At 54.9% G+C, this 20870-nt stretch carries 19 protein-coding genes and 5 tRNA genes; 15 read left to right on the top strand and 9 right to left on the bottom strand.

The annotated features are described in order from the left end of the window. Positions 1 to 49 precede the first annotated feature (49 nt). Complete coding sequence (gene hypF, locus HVX64_RS18060; protein WP_044255074.1) at positions 50 to 2290, top strand: carbamoyltransferase HypF; 2241 nt, start codon at positions 50 to 52, stop codon at positions 2288 to 2290. 105 nt (positions 2291 to 2395) lie between these two features. On the opposite strand, the gene norW is transcribed toward hypF, so the two are convergent. Beyond that, the gene (gene norW, locus HVX64_RS18055; RefSeq protein WP_044255079.1) at positions 2396 to 3538 is read right to left on the bottom strand and encodes an NADH:flavorubredoxin reductase NorW; all 1143 of its coding nucleotides are present in this window, start codon (positions 3536 to 3538) and stop codon (positions 2396 to 2398) included. Continuing rightward, entirely contained in the window at positions 3535 to 4980 is a 1446-nt protein-coding gene (gene norV, locus HVX64_RS18050; RefSeq protein ID WP_044255081.1) for an anaerobic nitric oxide reductase flavorubredoxin, read from the bottom strand. Before norV ends, norW begins: the two co-directional genes overlap by 4 nt. 187 nt (positions 4981 to 5167) lie before the next feature. Between norV and norR the strand changes: the two genes are divergently transcribed. Continuing rightward, a complete protein-coding gene (gene norR / locus HVX64_RS18045; RefSeq protein ID WP_044255083.1) occupies positions 5168 to 6685 on the top strand; it encodes a nitric oxide reductase transcriptional regulator NorR in 1518 nt (505 codons plus the stop codon). On the opposite strand, the gene gutQ is transcribed toward norR, so the two are convergent. From gutQ to srlA, 7 genes are all read right to left on the bottom strand, one after another. After that, the gene (gutQ, locus tag HVX64_RS18040; protein WP_042999604.1) at positions 6682 to 7647 is read right to left on the bottom strand and encodes an arabinose-5-phosphate isomerase GutQ; all 966 of its coding nucleotides are present in this window, start codon (positions 7645 to 7647) and stop codon (positions 6682 to 6684) included. The genes norR and gutQ overlap by 4 nt on opposite strands. Continuing rightward, positions 7640 to 8413 (bottom strand): DNA-binding transcriptional repressor, encoded by a 774-nt coding sequence (locus HVX64_RS18035; protein WP_042999605.1) that lies wholly within the window; start codon positions 8411 to 8413, stop codon positions 7640 to 7642. The genes gutQ and HVX64_RS18035 overlap by 8 nt, the downstream gene beginning before the upstream one ends. A 68-nt stretch (positions 8414 to 8481) precedes the next feature. Beyond that, complete coding sequence (gutM, locus tag HVX64_RS18030) at positions 8482 to 8841, bottom strand: transcriptional regulator GutM (protein ID WP_042999606.1); 360 nt, start codon at positions 8839 to 8841, stop codon at positions 8482 to 8484. Between the two features lie 91 nt (positions 8842 to 8932). Continuing rightward, on the bottom strand, positions 8933 to 9712 hold the full coding sequence (gene srlD / locus HVX64_RS18025; RefSeq protein WP_042999607.1) for a sorbitol-6-phosphate dehydrogenase: 780 nt from the start codon (positions 9710 to 9712) through the stop codon (positions 8933 to 8935). Between the two features lie 10 nt (positions 9713 to 9722). Further along, entirely contained in the window at positions 9723 to 10085 is a 363-nt protein-coding gene (srlB, locus tag HVX64_RS18020) for a PTS glucitol/sorbitol transporter subunit IIA (RefSeq protein ID WP_042322676.1), read from the bottom strand. Positions 10086 to 10096: 11 nt separating this feature from the next. Then, a complete protein-coding gene (locus HVX64_RS18015) occupies positions 10097 to 11080 on the bottom strand; it encodes a PTS glucitol/sorbitol transporter subunit IIB (RefSeq protein ID WP_044255086.1) in 984 nt (327 codons plus the stop codon). Next, positions 11077 to 11640 carry a PTS glucitol/sorbitol transporter subunit IIC gene (gene srlA, locus HVX64_RS18010; protein WP_044255088.1) on the bottom strand — a complete coding sequence of 188 codons (564 nt, stop codon included), beginning with the start codon at positions 11638 to 11640 and terminating at the stop codon, positions 11077 to 11079. Before srlA ends, HVX64_RS18015 begins: the two co-directional genes overlap by 4 nt. 269 nt (positions 11641 to 11909) lie before the next feature. On the opposite strand from srlA, the gene mltB reads away from it, so the two are divergent. The 13 genes from mltB to HVX64_RS17945 all read left to right on the top strand — a co-directional run bounded on the left by mltB (position 11910) and on the right by HVX64_RS17945 (position 20867). Then, positions 11910 to 12989, top strand: coding sequence for a lytic murein transglycosylase B (gene mltB, locus HVX64_RS18005; protein WP_042999611.1), 1080 nt, complete (start codon positions 11910 to 11912; stop codon positions 12987 to 12989). Positions 12990 to 13132: 143 nt separating this feature from the next. Further along, entirely contained in the window at positions 13133 to 13630 is a 498-nt protein-coding gene (gene pncC, locus HVX64_RS18000; RefSeq protein ID WP_044255090.1) for a nicotinamide-nucleotide amidase, read from the top strand. A gap of 80 nt (positions 13631 to 13710) precedes the next feature. After that, the gene (gene recA, locus HVX64_RS17995) at positions 13711 to 14772 is read left to right on the top strand and encodes a recombinase RecA (RefSeq protein WP_044255092.1); all 1062 of its coding nucleotides are present in this window, start codon (positions 13711 to 13713) and stop codon (positions 14770 to 14772) included. A 115-nt stretch (positions 14773 to 14887) separates the two neighbouring features. Further along, positions 14888 to 15388 (top strand): recombination regulator RecX, encoded by a 501-nt coding sequence (recX, locus tag HVX64_RS17990; RefSeq protein WP_044255094.1) that lies wholly within the window; start codon positions 14888 to 14890, stop codon positions 15386 to 15388. A gap of 128 nt (positions 15389 to 15516) precedes the next feature. Next, the gene (gene alaS / locus HVX64_RS17985) at positions 15517 to 18144 is read left to right on the top strand and encodes an alanine--tRNA ligase (protein WP_044255097.1); all 2628 of its coding nucleotides are present in this window, start codon (positions 15517 to 15519) and stop codon (positions 18142 to 18144) included. 240 nt (positions 18145 to 18384) lie between these two features. Beyond that, positions 18385 to 18570, top strand: coding sequence for a carbon storage regulator CsrA (gene csrA / locus HVX64_RS17980; RefSeq protein ID WP_000906486.1), 186 nt, complete (start codon positions 18385 to 18387; stop codon positions 18568 to 18570). A 334-nt stretch (positions 18571 to 18904) separates the two neighbouring features. Next, positions 18905 to 18997 (top strand) — tRNA-Ser (locus HVX64_RS17975). Positions 18998 to 19000: 3 nt separating this feature from the next. After that, positions 19001 to 19077, top strand: a tRNA-Arg gene (locus HVX64_RS17970). A gap of 62 nt (positions 19078 to 19139) precedes the next feature. Continuing rightward, positions 19140 to 19216, top strand: a tRNA-Arg gene (locus tag HVX64_RS17965). 61 nt (positions 19217 to 19277) lie between these two features. After that, a tRNA-Arg gene (locus tag HVX64_RS17960) sits at positions 19278 to 19354 on the top strand. 192 nt (positions 19355 to 19546) lie between these two features. Further along, positions 19547 to 19623: transfer RNA gene (locus tag HVX64_RS17955), tRNA-Arg, on the top strand. Positions 19624 to 19875: 252 nt separating this feature from the next. Beyond that, a complete protein-coding gene (yqaB, locus tag HVX64_RS17950) occupies positions 19876 to 20442 on the top strand; it encodes a fructose-1-phosphate/6-phosphogluconate phosphatase (RefSeq protein WP_042999618.1) in 567 nt (188 codons plus the stop codon). Next, positions 20439 to 20867: a YqaA family protein gene (locus HVX64_RS17945; RefSeq protein ID WP_042999619.1), complete on the top strand. Its 429-nt coding sequence runs from the start codon at positions 20439 to 20441 to the stop codon at positions 20865 to 20867. The genes yqaB and HVX64_RS17945 overlap by 4 nt, the downstream gene beginning before the upstream one ends. Positions 20868 to 20870: the final 3 nt, after the last annotated feature.

The raw sequence follows: 20870 nt of genomic DNA, 5'->3' as shown, positions 1-20870 counted from the left end.
AATTTTCGTAAAATACCTTTCCGGGAATGATGATGGCGAGAATGACTCAATGGCAACAAATACCCCCTCTGGCATACAGCTCCGTATTCGCGGCAAAGTTCAGGGCGTCGGCTTTCGTCCTTTCGTCTGGCAACTGGCGCAGCAGCTTCAGTTGCATGGTGATGTGTGTAACGACGGCGATGGCGTGGTGGTTCGATTGCTGGAAGATCCCGCGCTGTTTATCCGTGAACTGCATGCCCATTGTCCGCCATTGGCGCGTATCGACAGCGTAGAAAGTGAACCTTTTCGCTGGGCGCAGCCGCCCGCGGAGTTCAGCATTCGCCAGAGTGCGGGCGGCACGATGAACACCCAGATTGTGCCCGATGCCGCGACGTGCCCGGAATGTCTTGCCGAAATGAATACGCCCGGAGAGCGGCGTTATCGCTATCCCTTCATCAACTGCACCCATTGCGGCCCGCGTTTTACCATTATCCGGGCGATGCCCTACGATCGTCCGTTTACCGTGATGGCGTCATTTCCGCTCTGCCCGCAATGCGACAGCGAGTATCGCGATCCCAGTGACCGACGTTTTCACGCCCAGCCGGTGGCGTGCCCGGCGTGTGGTCCGCATCTGCGCTGGCTGAGCGGCGGATACCAGGCGGAAAAAGAGGCGGCATTACAGGCTGCGGTTGAAATGCTACAGACCGGAGGTATTGTTGCCGTTAAGGGGATCGGCGGATTTCATCTGGCCTGCGATGCGGGAAACAGCGATGCCGTGGCGCGGCTTCGTGCGCGTAAGCGCCGTCCTGCAAAGCCGCTGGCAGTCATGCTGCCGGATGCGTCGGGCTTGTCGGATGCGGCGACCCGACTGCTGAAAACGCCCGCCGCTCCGATTGTGCTGGTGGATAAGCAACATGTTTCCTCGCTGTGTGACGGTATTGCCCCAGGGCTTGCGGAGGTTGGCGTGATGTTGCCCGCCAATCCACTTCAGCACCTGTTGCTCCAGGCACTGAAGCGCCCGCTGGTAATGACCTCCGGCAATCTTAGCGGTAAACCGCCGGCCATCAGCAACGAACAGGCAATTGAGGATTTGCAGGATATTGCCGAGGGTTTCCTGTTACACAATCGCGACATCGTGCAGCGCATGGACGATTCCGTGGTACGTGAAAGCGGTGAAATGCTGCGTCGCTCGCGGGGATATGTCCCGGACGCGCTGGCGTTGCCGCCGGGATTTCATCATATACCACCGATACTCTGTCTGGGGGCGGATCTGAAAAACACCTTCTGCCTGGTTCGCGGTGAGCAGGCGGTGATCAGCCAGCATCTTGGCGATCTCAGCGACGATGGGATCCAACATCAGTGGCGTGACGCACTGCGGTTAATCCAGACTATCTATGACTTCACGCCACAGTGCCTTGTTCGCGATGCCCATCTGGGGTATGTCTCCAGCCAGTGGGCCAGTGAGATGAACCTGCCAACGGAGATCGTGTTGCATCATCATGCTCATGCCGCAGCCTGTCTGGCCGAGCACGGCTGGCCGCTGGACGGTGGCGATGTTATCGCCCTGACGCTGGACGGCATTGGAATGGGTGACGCGGGCGCGCTGTGGGGAGGAGAGTGTCTGCGGGTGAACTACCGTGAGTGTGAACATCTTGGTGGATTGCCCGCCGTGGCGCTTGCCGGTGGCGATCTCGCCGCGAAGCAGCCCTGGCGTAACCTGTTAGCGCAGTGTTTGCGCTTTGTGCCGGACTGGCAGCGCTATCCGGAAACGCGATACTTACAGCGACAGAACTGGAACGTGCTGGCGCGAGCGATTGAGCGTGGGATTAACGCACCGCTGGCCTCGTCCTGCGGGCGTCTGTTCGATGCGGTTGCCGCAGCACTGAACTGCGCGCCAGAATCGCTCAGTTATGAAGGGGAAGCCGCCTGCACACTAGAGGCGCTGGCGTCGCAATGCGCGGGGGTTAAGCATCCGGTCACGCTTCCCTTGACGGGGAATCAACTGGATCTGGCAACCTTCTGGTCGCAGTGGCTGAACTGGCAGGCAACGCCCGCTGAACGCGCATGGGCTTTCCACGATGTGCTGGCACAAGGGTTTGCCGCGATGCTGCGCGAGCAGGCCACGGCACGCGGTATCAACACGCTGGTGTTCAGCGGTGGGGTGATGCACAACCGGTTACTGTCGGCTCGCCTGGCTTATTATCTGGCGGATTTCACGCTGTTGTTCCCGCAGCAGTTACCAGCCGGTGACGGTGGACTGTCGCTGGGACAGGGGGTGATTGCTGCGGCGCGTGGGATGGCGGAAGCATAAAAAAGCCCCGGGCAGGCGGGGCGAAACGACAAGCAATATCGCACTTCCGTGTGCATGAGGTTAATCAATCAGTGGCGATAGCGCCGGATGGCGACGCAGAGCGTCTTATCCGGCCTGCCGAGGCAACGTTTTCAGCAGGGCGAAAGCCTCCTTCATTCTGTCTTCACTTACCACGAAGGCGCAGAGCTGTCCTTCACCGTTCATCCCTTTGGCTACCATGCCGTCAGATTCTGCGGCAATGTGCCAGTTCAGATCGCGACGCTGGGTTTCCCCTGCCAGATGCAGCGGCAGTTCTGGCGTTTTGATTTTGACTAACATGGCAGGCAGCTTCAGCGGCGCGTTGCCGCCGAGCAGATTTTTCGCCAGGTACATCGCACTGAGCTGAATAGGCTGCAGGAATGGTAGCACCTGACCGTTGATCTCCGCGCAGTCGCCGAGGGCATAAATATCCGGGTGGCTGGTTTGCAGGTAGCTGTCGACACAAACGCCGCGGTTGAGGGTTAAACCGGCGCGACGCGCCAGCGCCGTTTCCGGGCGCAGACCCGTGGCGGCAATCACCACATCGACGTGAATGCTGCGCTCGCGATCGAACGTTGCACGAATACCGGATGCGGTTTTCTCCAGCCCTTGTAACTGTGATTTCAGCAACAGGTGTACGCCCATATCGGTAAGACGATGCTGTAAGCGACTGCTCACTTCCGGCGGCATCAGCGAAGCAAGCAGGCTGGCTGCGTTATCTATCAGCGTGACCGCTTTACCTGCGCGGCAGAAATCCATCGCCAGTTCGGTTCCAATCAACCCGCCGCCGACAATCAGCACCCGTTGGGCATCGCGTAGCTGTGTTTCGCAGGCACGGTACTCCTGCTGGCTGTTCAATGTGAGCATTAACTCACGTCCTGCTATCGGTGGAACAAAGGCCGCAGCGCCCGTAGCCAGCACCAGTTTGTCGTACTGCCACTGCTTGTCCTGGCTTTTTACCACGTGGGCATCGGCATCAATGTCGGTGACCCAGGTGTGGGGAAAGAGACGCAGAGCAAACTGTTCAGCAAACTCTCCCGCCGACTGACGGGTGAGGTCGTCGGCGTGCTGCGCCTGGCTTATCACATGACTGAGATCGGGTTTGTTATACTCATCCATGCTGTCAGCCGCAATCAGAGTTAACGGGACATCCGCGTCCTGCTTGCGAATGTTTTTGACTAACTGGCGGGCAGCAAAGCCCGAACCAATGATGACAATTCCCCGGCTCATTTTGCCTCCGTTGCCAGCACGTCGAAGACATCTTTGCCTAATGAACATTCCGGACAGAGGAAGTTGTCCGGCACATCGCTCCACGGCGTACCTGGCGCGACATCCTGCAACGGTTCACCTTTTGCCGGATCGTAAATCCACTGGCACACGCTGCACTGCATGCTCGGACCGAGGTCGGCTGCTGCGGCGGCGCAGGCGCATGCTTCTTCTTTGGTTGTCGCTTTCACTGTCGCGTCCGGCAACGGCGCGAGCGCCCATTGACGCGCGATTTCACGACCGTGCTGGCGGCACAGTTCCTGCGCATTCAGGTCCGGGCGCCATTTGGCCTTCAGGCTCAGCGACATTTCAAAACCGGCATCCTGTAAACGGGTGGATAAGCGGTCGACCGCTCCGCCACTCCAGCCGTGGGAACCAAAAGCGCTGGCGCGTTTGTTACGAAAACGCAGACCGGTCATCTCCTCCACCAGACCGGCGATTTTCGGCATCATCACATTGTTCATCGTGGAGGTGCCGACCAGCACACCTTTAGAGCGGAAAACGTTGGTCAGGATTTCGTTTTTATCGCTGCGGGCGACGTTAAAAATTTTCACTGCCACGTTCGGGTCGACTTCGTTAATTCCCTGCGCAATCGCATCCGCCATCATGCGGGTGTTATTGGACATGGTGTCGTAGAAAATTGTGATGCGATCTTCCTGATAATCCGCCGCCCATTTCAGATACAGCTCAACAATCTGGGTCGGATTATCGCGCCAGACCACGCCGTGGGAGGTGGCAATCATATCGACCGGCAGGTTGAAGCCGAGGATTTCGGTAATTTTTGGCGTCACCAGACGACTGAACGGGGTCAGGATATTGGCGTAGTAACGCTGGCACTGTTCGAACAGCTCGGTCTGATCCACTTCATCGTTAAACAGACGTTCGTCGCAGTAGTGCTGACCGAAAGCGTCGTTACTGAACAGGACGGCATCGCCGGTCATGTAGGTCATCATGCTGTCCGGCCAGTGCAGCATCGGCGTTTCCACGAAGATCAACTGTTTGCCGTTACCAATATCCAGCGTGTCGCCGGTTTTCACGACGTTAAAATTCCACTCCGGATGGTGATGATGACCGGTAATTGAGTCAATCGCGTTGGCGGTGCAGTAGATAGGGGTATCCGGGATCTGCGTCATCAGCTCGGTCAGCGCCCCGGCGTGATCTTCTTCCGCATGGTTGATAATGATGTAATCGATGTCTGCGAGGTCGATTTCATTACGCAGGTTCTGCACAAACTCACGGCTGAATTTATGATCGACGGTATCGATCAGGACATTTTTTTCTTCACGGATGAGATAGCTGTTGTAGCTGCTGCCGCGCAGCGTTTTGTATTCGGTTCCGTGGAAATCACGCACTTCCCAGTCACGTTGGCCAACCCAATGGATATTATTTTTAACCAGAATAGACATAGCAACCTCAATTCATTTAGCGTTGTTCAAATAAGTTGTTTCGCTTATTGCAGGTCGCGTGCCAATTTTTTATCTATTTGATTTTTATTGATTTAAAATTTTATACTCATTAGATGGTAGTCAAAAAGACTATTCATAACACAGTCAATATGACAGTATGGATTGTCAAAATGACAGTGAGGACAGCATGAGTTTTTCTGTTGATGTTCTGGCGGGGATCGCCATTGAATTACAGCGCGGAGTGGGCCATCAGGATCGTTTTCAGCGTCTGATTACTACGCTGCGCCAGGTGCTGGAATGCGATGCTTCTGCGTTGCTGCGTTATGAGGCGCGCCAGTTTATCCCGCTGGCGATTGATGGTCTTGCACGTGATGTGCTCGGCAGGCGTTTTACCCTCGAAGGGCATCCCCGACTGGAGGCCATCGCCCGCGCCGGAGACGTGGTGCGCTTTCCGGCAGACAGCGATTTGCCTGACCCGTATGACGGATTGATCCCGGGGCAGGAGAGTCTGAAAGTGCATGCCTGTATTGGGTTGCCGCTTTTTGCCGGGCAGAACCTGATCGGCGCGCTGACCCTCGATGGCATGGCGCCGGATCAGTTTGATGTTTTCAGCGATGAGGAGTTACGGCTCATCGCCGCGCTGACCGCCGGCGCATTGAGCAACGCGCTGCTGATTGAACAACTGGAAAGCCAGAATATGTTGCCGGGGTCGAGTACCGATTTCGAACAGATAAAAGAGACGCAGATGATTGGTCTCTCGCCGAACATGATGCAGTTGAAAAAAGAGATCGAGATTGTGGCAGGCTCCGATCTTAACGTGTTAATCAGCGGCGAAACTGGTACCGGGAAAGAACTGGTGGCGAAGGCGATTCACGAAGGTTCACCTCGCGCGGTCAACCCGTTGGTCTACCTGAACTGCGCCGCGCTGCCGGAAAGCGTGGCGGAGAGCGAACTGTTTGGTCATGTGAAAGGGGCATTCACCGGGGCCATCAGCAACCGTAGCGGCAAATTTGAAATGGCCGATAACGGCACGTTATTCCTCGATGAAATTGGTGAACTGTCGCTGGCTCTGCAAGCCAAACTGCTGCGCGTATTGCAGTATGGCGATATTCAGCGCGTCGGCGATGACCGCAGCCTGCGCGTGGATGTGCGCGTGCTGGCGGCAACGAATCGCGATCTGCGTGAAGAGGTGCTGGCGGGACGTTTTCGTGCCGATCTGTTTCATCGTCTGAGCGTGTTTCCGCTTTTGGTTCCCCCGCTACGGGAGCGCGGGGAAGATGTGGTGTTGCTGGCGGGTTATTTTTGCGAGCAGTGTCGATTACGACTGGGGCTTTCCCGCGTGGTGCTCAGTCCTGGGGCGCGTAGCCATCTGCTGAATTACGGCTGGCCGGGTAACGTGCGTGAACTGGAACATGCGATTCATCGGGCGGTAGTGCTGGCGCGCGCGACCCGATCCGGAGACGAAGTGGTACTGGAAGCGAAGCATTTCGCGTTGCAGGAGGAGGCCATGACGCCGCAGCCGGAAGTGACAGCGGATTTACCGCGCAATCACAATCTGCGTGATGCGACGGAGGCGTTCCAGCGGGAAATGATTCGCCAGGCGCTGGCGCAAAATAATCACAACTGGGCGGCCAGCGCCCGGGCACTTGAAACGGATGTCGCCAACCTGCACCGGCTGGCGAAGCGTCTGGGGCTGAAGGATTAGAGTATCCCGGCCTGATAGAAATCCTGCAGGTTGATGGCGCCGGTGAGCTTACCGGTTTCATCCACCACCGGCGCGGCGGTAATTTTGCGTTTCATCAGGATCTCTTTGGCATCAATCGCCCGGCTTTCTGACTGCAAGGTGATGCCGTTGTGGGTCATCGCTTCACTGACCGGCGTGGTGAGCGCGCCGCCGCCAACCAGCCAGCGACGCAGGTCGCCGTCGGTAAAGACGCCTTTCACCTGCATCTGGTCGTCGCAAACGGCGACCAGACCCAGACCGGTACGGCTTAATTCCAGCATCGCGTCCATCACGCTGGTGGCAAGTTGAACCTGCGGGACAGCATCGTCACGGCGCATCAGGTGATGCACTTTATTAAGCAAACGCGCGCCCAACGCACCGGCCGGATGCGAGCGGGCAAAATCTTCTTCATTGAAGCCGCGTGCCTGCATAACCGCCATCGCCAGCGCGTCGCCCATCATCAGGGTATTGACGGTGCTGGAGGTCGGCGCCAGGTGCATCGGGCAGGCTTCGCGCTCAACGGAGATATCCAGAACAGCCTTCGCCGCCAGACCCAGCGGTGAATTGGGTTTGCCGGTCATTGCCAGCAGGGCGATGGATTTATCTTCCAGACGCGGGATGATGAGATCCAGCTCTTTTGCGCCGCCGGAATAGGAGATAAACAACATCACGTCACGGCTTTCGAGCATCCCCAGATCGCCATGCAGCGCTTCGGCAGGATGAACAAAAAAGGCCGGGGTGCCGGTACTGGCGAGCGTCGCGGCGATTTTCTTACCAATATGGCCCGATTTGCCGATACCTGAGACAATCACTTTGCCTTCACAGTGGATAATGGTATTGGCGGCGCGGATAAAATCATCGCCCAGACGTTCCGGTAGACGGCTTGCTTCCTGTAATTCCAGCATTAACGTCTGACGGCCCGCGTTCAGTAGTGCATCACTCATTGGTTTCTCCGGTTATGATCACTTCAATCCCTTTTTCTTCCAGCGCCTGACGAAATGCGGGATCAATACCCGCGTCGGTAATCAGTTTGTCGACGCTTTCCAGACTGCACACAACATTCGGACTCTTGCGGCCAAACTTTGATGAGTCCGCCATCAGAATGACTTCGCGAGCGGCGTTACACATCGCTTTGCTGACGGTGTAAACCTCATTAAAGGTGGTCACGCCGGCACTGAGATCAATACCGTCGGTGCCCATGAAGAGTTTATCAAAACTGAACTGCTCAAAGGCGTTTTCGGCCAGTTGTCCGTGAAATGAGGCCGATTTTTTACGAAATGTTCCGCCAGGCATCAGGATGGTTTGTTCGTTGTCTAACTCGGACAGCGCGTTGACAATGTGCAGGCTGTTGGTCATGACGGTGATATTGCTAAAGCGGGTAAGCATCGGCACCATTTGTAGCACGGTACTCCCGGCATCCAGAATGATGGAGTCGCCATCATGGATAAAGCGGACCGCAGCTTCAGCAATACGCTCTTTCTTATGCGTATTGATCAGCGTTTTGTGATCGATAGGCGGATCGGACTCATCTTTATTTAACATCACGCCGCCATAGGTGCGAATGACGGTACCGGCATTTTCCAGAACGACAAGATCTTTGCGAATGGTCGTGCCCGTGGTGTCAAAGTACTGGGCCAGTTCTTCCACAGAGCTTTTACCCTGTTTTTGCAGATGCTCCAGAATGGCGGCCTGACGCTGACGAGGTTTCATAGGCGAAATAACCCTGAATTAAATTTGCGAAATGATAATTTCGCAAGCTAATAGCATTCACAACGAAATTACCCATGTTTCAGATTAAGCGCCAATGATAGTGCATTCTGCGATAGCGGATCATGGGGAAAGATCACATCAGGCTGTAATTCATTAAGATGTTTGCCCTGAATGTCGGCGATTTTTCCTGGTCTGGCGAATACGGTGAGACCTTTCATAAACAACGTATCGGTGACTCGCTGATTGTCATCGACAGCGACGGCGACCACGACGCGCGGTTTAAAACGTCCTCCTGAACGCCCTACGCCGACACGTCCCTGTTGGCAAAGCCGGTCAAATGCATTGTTAAAGCGCGATATTTGCCAGTATCCCAGCGCCAGTTGTGCACACCAGGCAATGACGGCGACAGTAACGAGTGCGGATACCATATGTTGCTCCTTTTATTTTGCCAGACGGCGGTTTTACTTTATCCGGCCTGCGGGTAGGCCCGGTAAGCGTATCGCCACCGGGCGATACCCATTAAAACATTACTTGTCCACCGGTAACGTTGATTGACTGCCCGGTGCAGTACGACGCTTTCGGGCTGGCATAGAATAACAGCATGTTCAGCACATCCTGATAGTCGCAGCCGCGCTTCAGCGGAACCTTATCAATGTAATACTGCTCCACTTCGTCTGGCTTGATACCCAGCTTGGTGGCGTACTGCGGCAGCAACGACTGGAACATCGGTGACTTTAACAGGTTGCCGAGCATCAGCGAATGCACGGTAATGCCATATTCCGCCAGATCCAGCGCCAGCGACTGCGTTAACCCCACGCCGCCAAACTTCGCCGCGCTATAGCCGGAATTGTGCTTGCTGCCCACTTTACCGGATTTGGAGTTGATCTGAATAATACGTCCCTGAATACCATCGCGGATCATCAGACGGGAGAATTCACGTGCGCAGAGGAAGTAGCCGACCAGATTCACCTGCAGCGAGCGGTCAAAATCACCGAGCTGGAAATCACTGATAAATGCTGCTTTCGCAATCCCGGCGCTGTAAACCAGCAGATCCACGCGGCCAAAGATTTCATCCACACCGCGAGAGAGTGCGAGCACGCTCTGTTCGCTGGTGGCGTCGGCGCCGAAACCGTAGGCCATGCCTTCGCCAAATTCTGCGTTAATCTCCTGTGCAACGTTTGCGGCTTTATCACTCTGAATATCTACCACCGCAACGCGATACCCTTCTGCTGCAAGCCCACGGCTGAGGAACGCCCCCAGGGTCTGTCCTCCACCAATGACAACGGCAACCTGATTCATTTTTCTCTCCTTAAGCGACAAACTTCAAAATACAGCCCGGTGCGATATCGTCCGGTACAGGCCCCGCGACATGCACGGTGCCGGGAAATTCCGCTTCGCTCAGCCCATCGAAGCGCAGGGTGATATGCCCCAGTTCACGTAAATTCTGCTCGGCCACACTGCCAACGGCAGTGACCGGATAACGATGCTGACCCAGTTCGAACTGGGCGCCGGGCTGCAGCGGGCCGTTCAGTTCGCCATGACAATGGATAAAGCAAAACTCCTCGATATCCGCAGGCGCGCCTTCACGAAAGGTAATCAGCATCTGGTCGCAGAGCGCATCCGGTGCGCTCTGGCCGATACGGGTGATGGTGGTCTGATAAATAACGGTCATGTCGACACCTCTTATTGATAGATAAAGCCGGAAACAAACCAGGCGATGAGAACGGTGGGCGCACCCGTCAGGAAGCGGCTCACCAGTACCGACGGCACGCCGACGCGAACGGTGTCCTGGCGGGCTTCTGCCAGCGACAGACCGACCGGAATAAAGTCACAGGATGCCTGGGCGTTAATGGCAAACAGGGCGGGCAGCGCCAGATGCGGCGGGATGTTGCCCAGGCCAATTTGCACGCCGATCAGAACGCCGATAACCTGCGCAATGACCGCACCTGGGCCGAGGAACGGCGACAGCAGCGGGAACGAACAGATCAGCGCCAGCGTCACCAGACCCAACGGATGGCTGGCAAGCGGCGCCAGGCCATGGGCGATCCAGTCACCCAGACCCGAGGCCATGATGATGCCGATCAGTGCCGAGACGAATGCCATAAACGGCAGAATGGTTTTCAGAACCGTATCGATGGTGTCGCGACCGGACTGGAACAGCACGGCCACCGCCGATCCCATCCCCATGCCGACTTTTGCTAACAGGCCATCGCTCTGTTCGGTGATTTTTTTGCTGCTGTCGTAATCACGCCCGGCGGTAGCGCTTGCCGGTTGTGATTGCGGCTGCGGTGCAGCAGACGCGTCGCTGATGACGGTGATGTTGTCTTCCCTGACGCCAGAGACATAAATGTCTTCAACAATATACTGGGCCAGCGGGCCGGATTTCCCGGTTGAGTGAATGTTCACGGTCGGAATACGGCGTTTAGGATAGATGCCACAACGCAGCGTCCCGCCACAGTCAATGATGGCAACGCCAATTTCGTCTTCAGGCGGTTCTCCCTCTTTAAAGCCATCGACAGCCTGCCAGCCGGTTAACTGCGCCAGTTTGTCGACAATCGCCGGGCGAGTGCCTGCGGTGATATAGACAATTTTCTTTCCGGCGGTCACGTCCAGCTCTAACGGGCCACCCCAGCCGCCAGTTCCTCGTTCAATTCGAATACGCGTCATGATGCTGCTCCTGCAAGGTGGACTTTCTGCTCAAGTTGGATACCCATCTTTTTCTCAAAGATGGCGGTTGTGAGGTCTGTGACCCAGCCACGAAAGAAGTTGGTGACCACTCCGACCAGCAGATAGCTCACGGCCAGTGGCCCGAGCGGGAGACCTAACGTGGTCAGGCCGCTGGCAATGCCGAGGTAAACGAACAGTTCGCCAGGGTTGATATGCGGGAACAGGCCGTTCATTGAGTGACAGTTGTAAGAGGCGGCTGCGTAATAGCTGGGCTTGTATTTCTCTGGCATGAAGCGGCCCAGACTCAGGGTCATGGGGTTACAAAACACAAACGTGCCAATAAAAGGCAAAATCAGGTAGCGGGACAACGGATTCCCGGCGCAGCGCTGGGCGAAGCGTTCGATTCGCTGCTGGCCGATAAAGTTGATCAGCGCATTCATGATGACCAGCAGGCTGATCAGCAGTGGAAGAATGCCGGTGACCATCCCGGTAAACACCTCTCCACCTTTCTGGAACAGCCCGATGAACCACTCTGCTCCATGTGTAATGGTTTCGATCATTATTCTCTCCTGTAGGGATTTTTAGTTATCTTGCGAATGGGTGACTTATTTTAATCAGATTGAAAGGAATAAAAGTGTTATTTTGATCTCAAAATGAAAGTAAAATATTTTAAATTGAAAGTTTTTATGGAAAGGAAAGAATGTACTGACGATCAAACGAGGGGAAGTGATACGTAAATTGTGTGACGGAGTGCGTCTGGTGCTTCCTTGTATGACGGGGGATGCTTTACCATACTTCTCTCTGGCTGAATCTGTTTAATGGATGTCTCATGTTCAAGCGTCGTTATGTAGCATTACTTCCCCTGTTTGTGTTACTTGCTGCCTGTAGTAGCAAACCGAAACCTCAAGAGCCTCAAACGACAACGGGCACGCCTTCCGGCGGCTTCCTGCTTGAGCCCCAGCACAACGTTATGCAGATGGGGGGCGACTTTGCCAATAACCCGAATGCGCAGCAGTTCATCGATAAGATGGTGAACAAGCACGGTTTTAATCGTCAGCAGTTGCAGGAGATCCTGTCACAGGCGAAGCGCCTGGATTACGTTTTGCGTCTGATGGACAGGCAGGCGCCGACCACGCAGCCGCCGGCCGGACCTAACGGCGCATGGCTACGCTATCGCAAACAGTTCATTACCCCGGATAACGTGCAAAACGGCGTGGCATTCTGGAATCAGTATGAAGATGCGCTCAACCGTGCCTGGCAGGTTTACGGCGTTCCGCCGGAGATCATCGTGGGCATTATTGGCGTGGAAACCCGCTGGGGCCGTGTGATGGGAAAAACGCGCATTCTGGACGCGCTGGCGACGCTGTCGTTTAACTACCCACGTCGTGCGGAGTACTTCTCCGGCGAGCTGGAGACGTTCCTGCTGATGGCGCGTAACGAACAGGATGACCCGTTAGATTTGAAAGGATCCTTTGCTGGCGCGATGGGTTACGGACAGTTCATGCCGTCGTCCTATAAAGAGTACGCGGTAGATTTCAACGGCGACGGCCACATCAACCTGTGGGATCCGGTCGATGCTATCGGTAGCGTGGCGAATTACTTCAAAGCGCACGGTTGGGTGAAGGGCGACGCGGTGGCGGTGATGGCGAACGGTCAGGCGCCGGGACTGGCGAATGGCTTTAAAACGCAGTACAGCCTTTCTCAACTGGCGGCCGCCGGACTCACGCCGCAACAACCGCTGGGCAACCATCAGCAGGTGAGCCTGCTGCGCCTGGATATTGGTACCGGCTACCAGTACTGGTACGGTTTGCCGAACTTCTATGCTATTACCCGCTACAACCACAGCACCCATTACGCGATGGCGGTGTGGCAGTTAGGTCAGGCAGTGGCGCTGGCGCGCGTGCAATAATGGTTTTTACCCAGGGTTGCTTCGGCTTCCCTGGGCCTCACTCGTTTTTTCGGAATCCCCCTCGTAAAATTGTTACCTCATCCCCATCTCCGTTGGGAAAGTGTTATCTTGTCCGGCATATTTTTTAACTGACAGAGGCTGATATGACTGACAGTGAACTGATGCAGTTAAGTGAACAGGTCGGGCTGGCGCTGAAAGCGCGTGGTGCGACGGTGACTACCGCAGAGTCCTGCACCGGCGGTTGGGTGGCGAAAGCCATTACCGATATTGCTGGCAGCTCCGCCTGGTTTGAGCGCGGTTTTGTCACCTACAGTAACGAAGCAAAATCGCAGATGATCGGCGTGCGGGAAGAGACGCTGGCGCAGCATGGCGCGGTCAGTGAACCGGTGGTGGTTGAGATGGCGATTGGCGCACTGAAAGCGGCACGTGCCGATTTTGCGGTTTCCATCAGCGGGATCGCCGGGCCGGATGGCGGCAGCGAAGAGAAACCGGTCGGCACCGTCTGGTTTGCCTTCGCCAGCGTGCGCGGAGAAGGGATTACCCGTCGGGAATGCTTTCACGGCGACCGTGAGGCGGTGCGTCGGCAAGCCACGGTTTATGCGCTGCAAACCCTGTGGCAACAATTTCTACAAAATACTTGATACTGTATGACCATACAGTATAATTGCGACAACAGTACAGAATCACTATCCGGTTTCAGCCGGCATGACAGGAGTAATTAATGGCTATCGACGAAAACAAACAGAAAGCGTTGGCGGCAGCGCTGGGCCAGATCGAAAAGCAATTCGGTAAAGGCTCCATCATGCGCCTGGGTGAAGACCGTTCTATGGATGTGGAAACGATCTCCACAGGTTCGCTTTCACTGGATATCGCGCTGGGCGCAGGCGGCCTGCCGATGGGCCGCATCGTCGAAATCTACGGGCCGGAATCATCCGGTAAAACCACGCTGACGCTGCAGGTGATTGCCGCGGCGCAGCGCGAAGGTAAAACCTGTGCGTTTATCGATGCAGAACACGCGCTGGACCCGATCTATGCACGTAAGCTGGGCGTTGATATCGACAATCTGCTCTGTTCTCAGCCGGACACCGGTGAACAGGCGCTGGAAATCTGTGATGCGCTGGCGCGTTCTGGCGCTGTCGACGTTATCGTTGTCGACTCCGTAGCGGCACTGACGCCGAAAGCGGAAATCGAAGGCGAAATCGGTGACTCTCACATGGGCCTCGCGGCGCGTATGATGAGCCAGGCGATGCGTAAACTGGCCGGTAACCTGAAGCAGTCCAACACGCTGCTGATCTTCATCAACCAGATCCGTATGAAAATTGGTGTGATGTTCGGTAACCCGGAAACCACGACCGGTGGTAACGCACTGAAATTCTACGCTTCTGTTCGTCTGGATATCCGTCGTATTGGCGCGGTGAAAGAGGGCGATAACGTGGTGGGCAGCGAAACCCGCGTGAAGGTGGTGAAAAACAAAATTGCGGCACCGTTTAAACAGGCTGAATTCCAGATCCTTTACGGTGAAGGCATCAACTTCTATGGCGAACTGGTTGACCTGGGCGTGAAAGAGAAGCTGATCGAGAAAGCGGGCGCCTGGTACAGCTACAACGGCGAGAAAATTGGTCAGGGTAAAGCGAATGCAACCACCTGGCTGAAAGACAACCCGGCGACTGCGAAGGAAATTGAGAAGAAAGTTCGCGAAATGCTGCTCAATAACCAGGATGCCAAACCTGACTTCGCTGTTGATGACGGTGAAGGCGTTGCGGAAACCAACGAAGATTTTTAATCGTCAGGTGTCGTCCGTCCGGATAACGCAACACTGCCATCCGGCAAAAAGTTGAATTACACTCAAGGGCTGCATTGATGCAGCCCTTTTTGCATTTCTGATTTCGAAGGTTGTTATGAGTGAACCCACACCGCGCCGACCCGCGTATTCCCGGCTGTTAGATCGCGCAGTACGTATCCTCGCGGTTCGTGACCACAGCGAACAAGAGTTGCGACGTAAACTTGCCGCCCCGGTGATGGGGAAAAATGGACCGGAAGAGATTGATGCGACGGCGGAAGATTATGAACGAGTGATTGCCTGGTGTTACGAGCATCAGTATCTCGATGACGACCGGTTTATCGCCCGCTTTATCGCTAGCCGCAGCCGTAAAGGCTATGGCCCGGCGCGCATTCGCCAGGAGTTGAATCAAAAGGGCATTGCCCGTGAATCGACGGAAAAAGCGATGCGGGAATGTGAGATTGACTGGAGCGTCCTCGCACGCGATCAGGCCTGCCGTAAGTATGGTGAACCGCTGCCTGGCGCATTTTCAGAAAAGGTTAAGATACAGCGATTTTTGCTCTATCGTGGATATCTGATGGAGGATATCCAGGAAATATGGCGAAATTTTGACGATTGAGCGCATACGGGATTTTACTTCCCCGTAAAGAAAACTTATCTTATTCCCACTTTTCAGTTGCCGGCGGCCCAGTCAATCAAGAGTTGTTGCTGGTAATGATTTTTCGTTAGCAAGATTTCAGGATAATTATGAGCAAGAGCACCGCTGAGATCCGTCAGGCGTTTCTCGACTTTTTCCATAGTAAGGGACATCAGGTAGTTGCCAGCAGCTCCCTGGTTCCAAACAATGACCCCACTTTGTTGTTTACCAACGCCGGGATGAACCAGTTCAAGGACGTTTTCCTTGGGCTCGACAAGCGTAATTATTCCCGCGCAACCACATCTCAACGCTGCGTGCGGGCGGGTGGTAAGCACAACGATCTGGAAAACGTTGGTTACACTGCACGTCACCATACCTTCTTCGAAATGCTGGGTAACTTCAGCTTCGGCGACTATTTCAAGCATGATGCAATCCAGTACGCATGGGAATTGCTGACCGGTGAAAACTGGTTTGCCCTGCCGAAAGAGCGTCTGTGGGTGACCGTCTACGAAACAGACGATGAAGCCTATGAAATTTGGGAAAAAGAAGTCGGTATTCCTCGCGAGCGTATTATCCGCATCGGTGATAACAAAGGTGCGGCTTATGCGTCCGACAACTTCTGGCAGATGGGCGACACCGGTCCTTGCGGTCCGTGCACCGAAATTTTCTACGATCATGGCGATCACATCTGGGGCGGCCCTCCGGGAAGCCCGGAAGAGGACGGCGATCGCTACATTGAGATCTGGAACATCGTCTTTATGCAGTTCAACCGTCAGGCTGACGGTACGATGGAGCCGCTGCCTAAGCCTTCCGTGGATACCGGTATGGGTCTGGAACGTATTGCGGCTGTGCTGCAACACGTCAACTCCAACTACGAAATTGACCTGTTCCGTACGCTGATTGAAGCAGTAGCGAAAGTGACCGGTGCAACCGATCTGAGCAACAAGTCACTGCGCGTGATTGCGGATCACATTCGTTCCTGTGCGTTCCTGATTGCCGACGGCGTGGTTCCGTCGAACGAAAACCGTGGCTATGTTTTGCGTCGTATCATTCGTCGTGCGGTACGTCATGGCAACATGCTGGGCGCGAAAGAGACCTTCTTCTATAAACTGGTGGGTCCACTGATTGACGTCATGGGATCGGCGGGCGAAGAACTGAAGCGTCAGCAGGCTCAGGTTGAGCAAGTTCTGAAAACCGAAGAAGAGCAGTTTGCCCGTACGCTCGAGCGTGGCCTGGCGCTGCTGGACGAAGAACTGGCGAAACTGTCCGGCGATACGCTGGACGGCGAAACAGCATTCCGTCTGTACGATACCTACGGTTTCCCGGTTGATCTGACGGCTGACGTGTGCCGTGAGCGCAACATCAAAGTGGATGAAGCCGGTTTTGAAGCCGCCATGGAAGAGCAGCGTCGTCGCGCGCGCGAAGCCAGCGGTTTCGGTGCGGACTATAACGCGATGATTCGCGTGGATAGCGCCTCTGAATTTAAAGGCTACGACCATCTGGAACTGAACGGTAAAGTGACCGCGCTGTTTGTTGATGGTAAAGCGGTTGATGCGATCAGTGTCGGTCAGGAAGCCGTTGTCGTACTGGATCAAACCCCATTCTATGCGGAATCCGGTGGTCAGGTTGGCGATAAAGGTGAACTGAAAGGCGCGGGCTTTGCGTTTGCCGTAAGTGACACGCAAAAATATGGTCAGGCAATTGGCCACCTCGGCAAGCTGTCTGCGGGCTCTCTGAAAGTGGGCGATGCGGTCCAGGCTGATGTGGATGAGGCGCGTCGTGCGCGTATTCGTCTGAATCACTCCGCAACGCACCTGATGCACGCGGCGTTGCGCCAGATTCTGGGCAAGCACGTGGCGCAGAAAGGGTCGCTGGTTAACGACAAAATGCTGCGCTTCGATTTCTCGCATAATGAAGCAATGAAGCCGGCGGAAATCCGGGCGGTTGAAGATCTGGTGAACGCGCAGATTCGTCGTAACCTGCCGGTTGAAACCCACGTGATGGATCTGGAAGCGGCGAAAGCAAAAGGCGCAATGGCGCTGTTCGGCGAGAAATATGACGAACGCGTTCGCGTGCTGAGCATGGGTGATTTCTCTACCGAACTGTGCGGCGGGACGCACGCCAGCCGTACCGGTGACATCGGCCTGTTCCGTATTGTCTCTGAGTCCGGAACCGCCGCCGGGGTTCGTCGCATTGAAGCGGTAACCGGTGAGGGCGCCATTGCGACTGTGCATGCAGAAAGCGATCGCTTAGCCGATATTGCACATCTGTTGAAGGGCGATAGCCAGAATCTGGGCGACAAAGTGCGTTCAGTGCTGGAACGTACTCGTCAGCTTGAGAAAGAGCTTCAGCAGTTGAAAGAACATGCTGCGGCGCAGGAAAGTGCGAATCTTTCCAGCAAAGCGGTTGATATCAATGGCGTTAAGCTGTTGGTGAGTGAGCTTGCGGGTGTTGAGCCGAAAATGTTGCGCACCATGGTTGATGATCTGAAAAATCAACTGGGGTCGACAATTATCGTGCTGGCAACGGCAGCGGAAGGTAAGGTTTCTCTGATTGCTGGTGTGTCTAAGGACGTGACCGACCGTGTCAAAGCAGGGGAACTGGTAGGTATGGTCGCTCAGCAGGTGGGCGGTAAGGGTGGTGGTCGTCCGGACATGGCGCAAGCCGGTGGTACGGATGCTTCTGCTCTGCCTGCGGCGTTAGCCAGTGTGCAAGCCTGGGTCAGCGCAAAATTGTAATAACTATAAGCGTTAGCCGATGCCGCGGATAAGCATTCCGCGGCGTTTGCATCAACGTTGTCGACAACGATAAAGTCAGGTTGAAGTTGTGTATATCGGCTAAACTTAGGTTTAACAGAATGTGATGCCGTGACTGCTTACATGTAATGTGTTTGTCATCGCTTACTTTTTGGCGTTATATGATGGATAATGCCGGGATACAGAGAGACCCGACTCTTTTAATCTTTCAAGGAGCAAAGAATGCTGATTCTGACTCGTCGAGTTGGTGAGACCCTCATGATTGGAGATGAGGTCACCGTGACAGTTTTAGGGGTGAAGGGCAACCAGGTACGCATCGGCGTAAACGCCCCGAAAGAAGTATCTGTCCATCGTGAAGAGATCTACCAGCGTATCCAGGCTGAAAAATCCCAGCAGTCCAGTTACTAAGGTTTCCGCGTCTCACCTGACCGGGTGAGGCGCAACCTGACATCGTCGCAATATCCCACTCTGTTTCGTTTTTCTGTGACTCTTTTTCCAGTTTCGCCTGGCGCTACTGCATCCGTATGTCTTTTCCATTGAGGTAGTCCGTTGCCCAGAGTCCAATTTATCTGTTGATAAAACACTCTTTTTGCCGTTTTTGCAGACTAATTGAACGTGAAGTGTGCAAACGATAAAAGCTCAGGAAAAATTGTTTGACTTATAAGTCCCAGAAAGTAATATGTGCGCCACGCAGCGACGATGAGCAGAAACAAGTTCTTCGAAGCACTCGTAAGAGGCGTGTGGTGAGGTGGCCGAGAGGCTGAAGGCGCTCCCCTGCTAAGGGAGTATGCGGTCAAAAGCTGCATCCGGGGTTCGAATCCCCGCCTCACCGCCATTTGCATCCGTAGCTCAGCTGGATAGAGTACTCGGCTACGAACCGAGCGGTCGGAGGTTCGAATCCTCCCGGATGCACCATCTCTTACTTGATACGGCTTTAGTAGCGGTATCAAAATCTGCAGTAAAGTAAGTTTCCCGATGCATCCGTAGCTCAGCTGGATAGAGTACTCGGCTACGAACCGAGCGGTCGGAGGTTCGAATCCTCCCGGATGCACCATCTCTTACTTGATACCGCTTTTGTGCAGTATCAATATCGGCAGTAAAATAAGTTTTCCGATGCATCCGTAGCTCAGCTGGATAGAGTACTCGGCTACGAACCGAGCGGTCGGAGGTTCGAATCCTCCCGGATGCACCATCTTCTCCCGAATAACAGCGAGTTTGTTGTTTCATGGTCTGCGAGAGCATCGTAAGCACCAGGGGGATAACGTTGCGTCAGCAACAGCCCGAAGGTCGAGGCTTCGCCGAGTCATCCTCCCGGATGCACCATCTCTTATTTGATACCGCTTTTGTGCAGTATCAGTATCAGCAGTAAAATAAGTTTCCCGATGCATCCGTAGCTCAGCTGGATAGAGTACTCGGCTACGAACCGAGCGGTCGGAGGTTCGAATCCTCCCGGATGCACCATCTTCTCCCGGATAACAGCCAGTTTGTTGTTTCATGGTCTGCGAGAGTATCGCGAGTACCAGGGGGGATAGCGTTGCGCCAGCAACGGCCCGAAGGGCGAGGCTTCGCCGAGTCATCTTCCCGGATGCACCATTTTTTTCTTTTCCTTACTCCTTTGCATTCATCTCCTGAACAATCCTCAGCATCGTCGTCAGCGACAAAATCCAGCAATTACGATAAAGTAACGTCTGTTTATTTGCCGGTGAGAGCGCTATGTACGAACGTTATGCGGGTCTGATTTTCGATATGGATGGTACCCTTCTGGATACTGAACCGACGCACCGTAAGGCGTGGGTTGAAGTATTAGGTCGTTACGGTATGCATTTTGATCTTCAGGCGATGATTGCCCTTAACGGCTCAGCCACATGGCGTATTGCTCAGTCCATTATTGAGTTGAATCATGCGGATCTCGATCCTCACGCGTTAGCCCGTGAAAAAACCGACGCGGTAAAAATCATGCTCCTCGACAGCGTCGAGCCGTTGCCGCTGGTTGAGGTGGTAAAAGCGTGGCATGGTCGTCGCCCGATGTCCGTCGGAACCGGCAGTGAAAGCGCAGTAGCGGAAGCGCTGCTGGCTCATCTGGGGCTGCGTCGCTATTTTGATGCCGTCGTTGCTGCCGATCATGTCCAGCACCATAAACCCGCGCCAGATACTTTCCTGCTTTGTGCGGAGCGTATGGGCGTGCCTCCGGCGCAGTGCGTGGTATTTGAAGATGCGGACTTTGGTATCCAGGCAGCACGCGCCGCCGGAATGGATGCTGTGGACGTTCGACTCCTGTGAGTGACGGACTGTCGCTCCTTTCATTGTTCGCCAGCAGTTTCCTCAGCGCTACGCTGTTGCCCGGCAACTCGGAAGTCGTTCTGATTGCCATGTTACTGGCCGGACTCAGTCATCCCTGGGTCTTAGTTTTAACAGCAACAATGGGTAATAGCCTTGGAGGGTTAACTAACGTTATCCTTGGGCGTTTCTTCCCGCTGCGCAAGACATCGCGCTGGCAGGAGAAAGCCACAGGCTGGCTTAAACGCTATGGCGCGGTCACACTATTATTAAGCTGGATGCCGGTTGTGGGTGATTTACTGTGCCTGTTAGCGGGATGGATGCGCCTCTCGTGGGGGCCGGTGCTCTTTTTTTTATGCCTTGGCAAAGCGCTGCGTTATATTGTCGTCGCGGCTGCTACCGTTCAGGGCATTACCTGGTGGCACTAATTG

Origin of the sequence: Citrobacter sp. RHB20-C16 (assembly GCF_013890155.1) — a bacterium.
Taxonomy (GTDB): Bacteria; Pseudomonadota; Gammaproteobacteria; order Enterobacterales; family Enterobacteriaceae; genus Citrobacter_A; species Citrobacter_A amalonaticus.
Note: the sequence above shows the minus strand (reverse complement) of the source record. Positions and strands in the feature narration are given on the sequence as shown.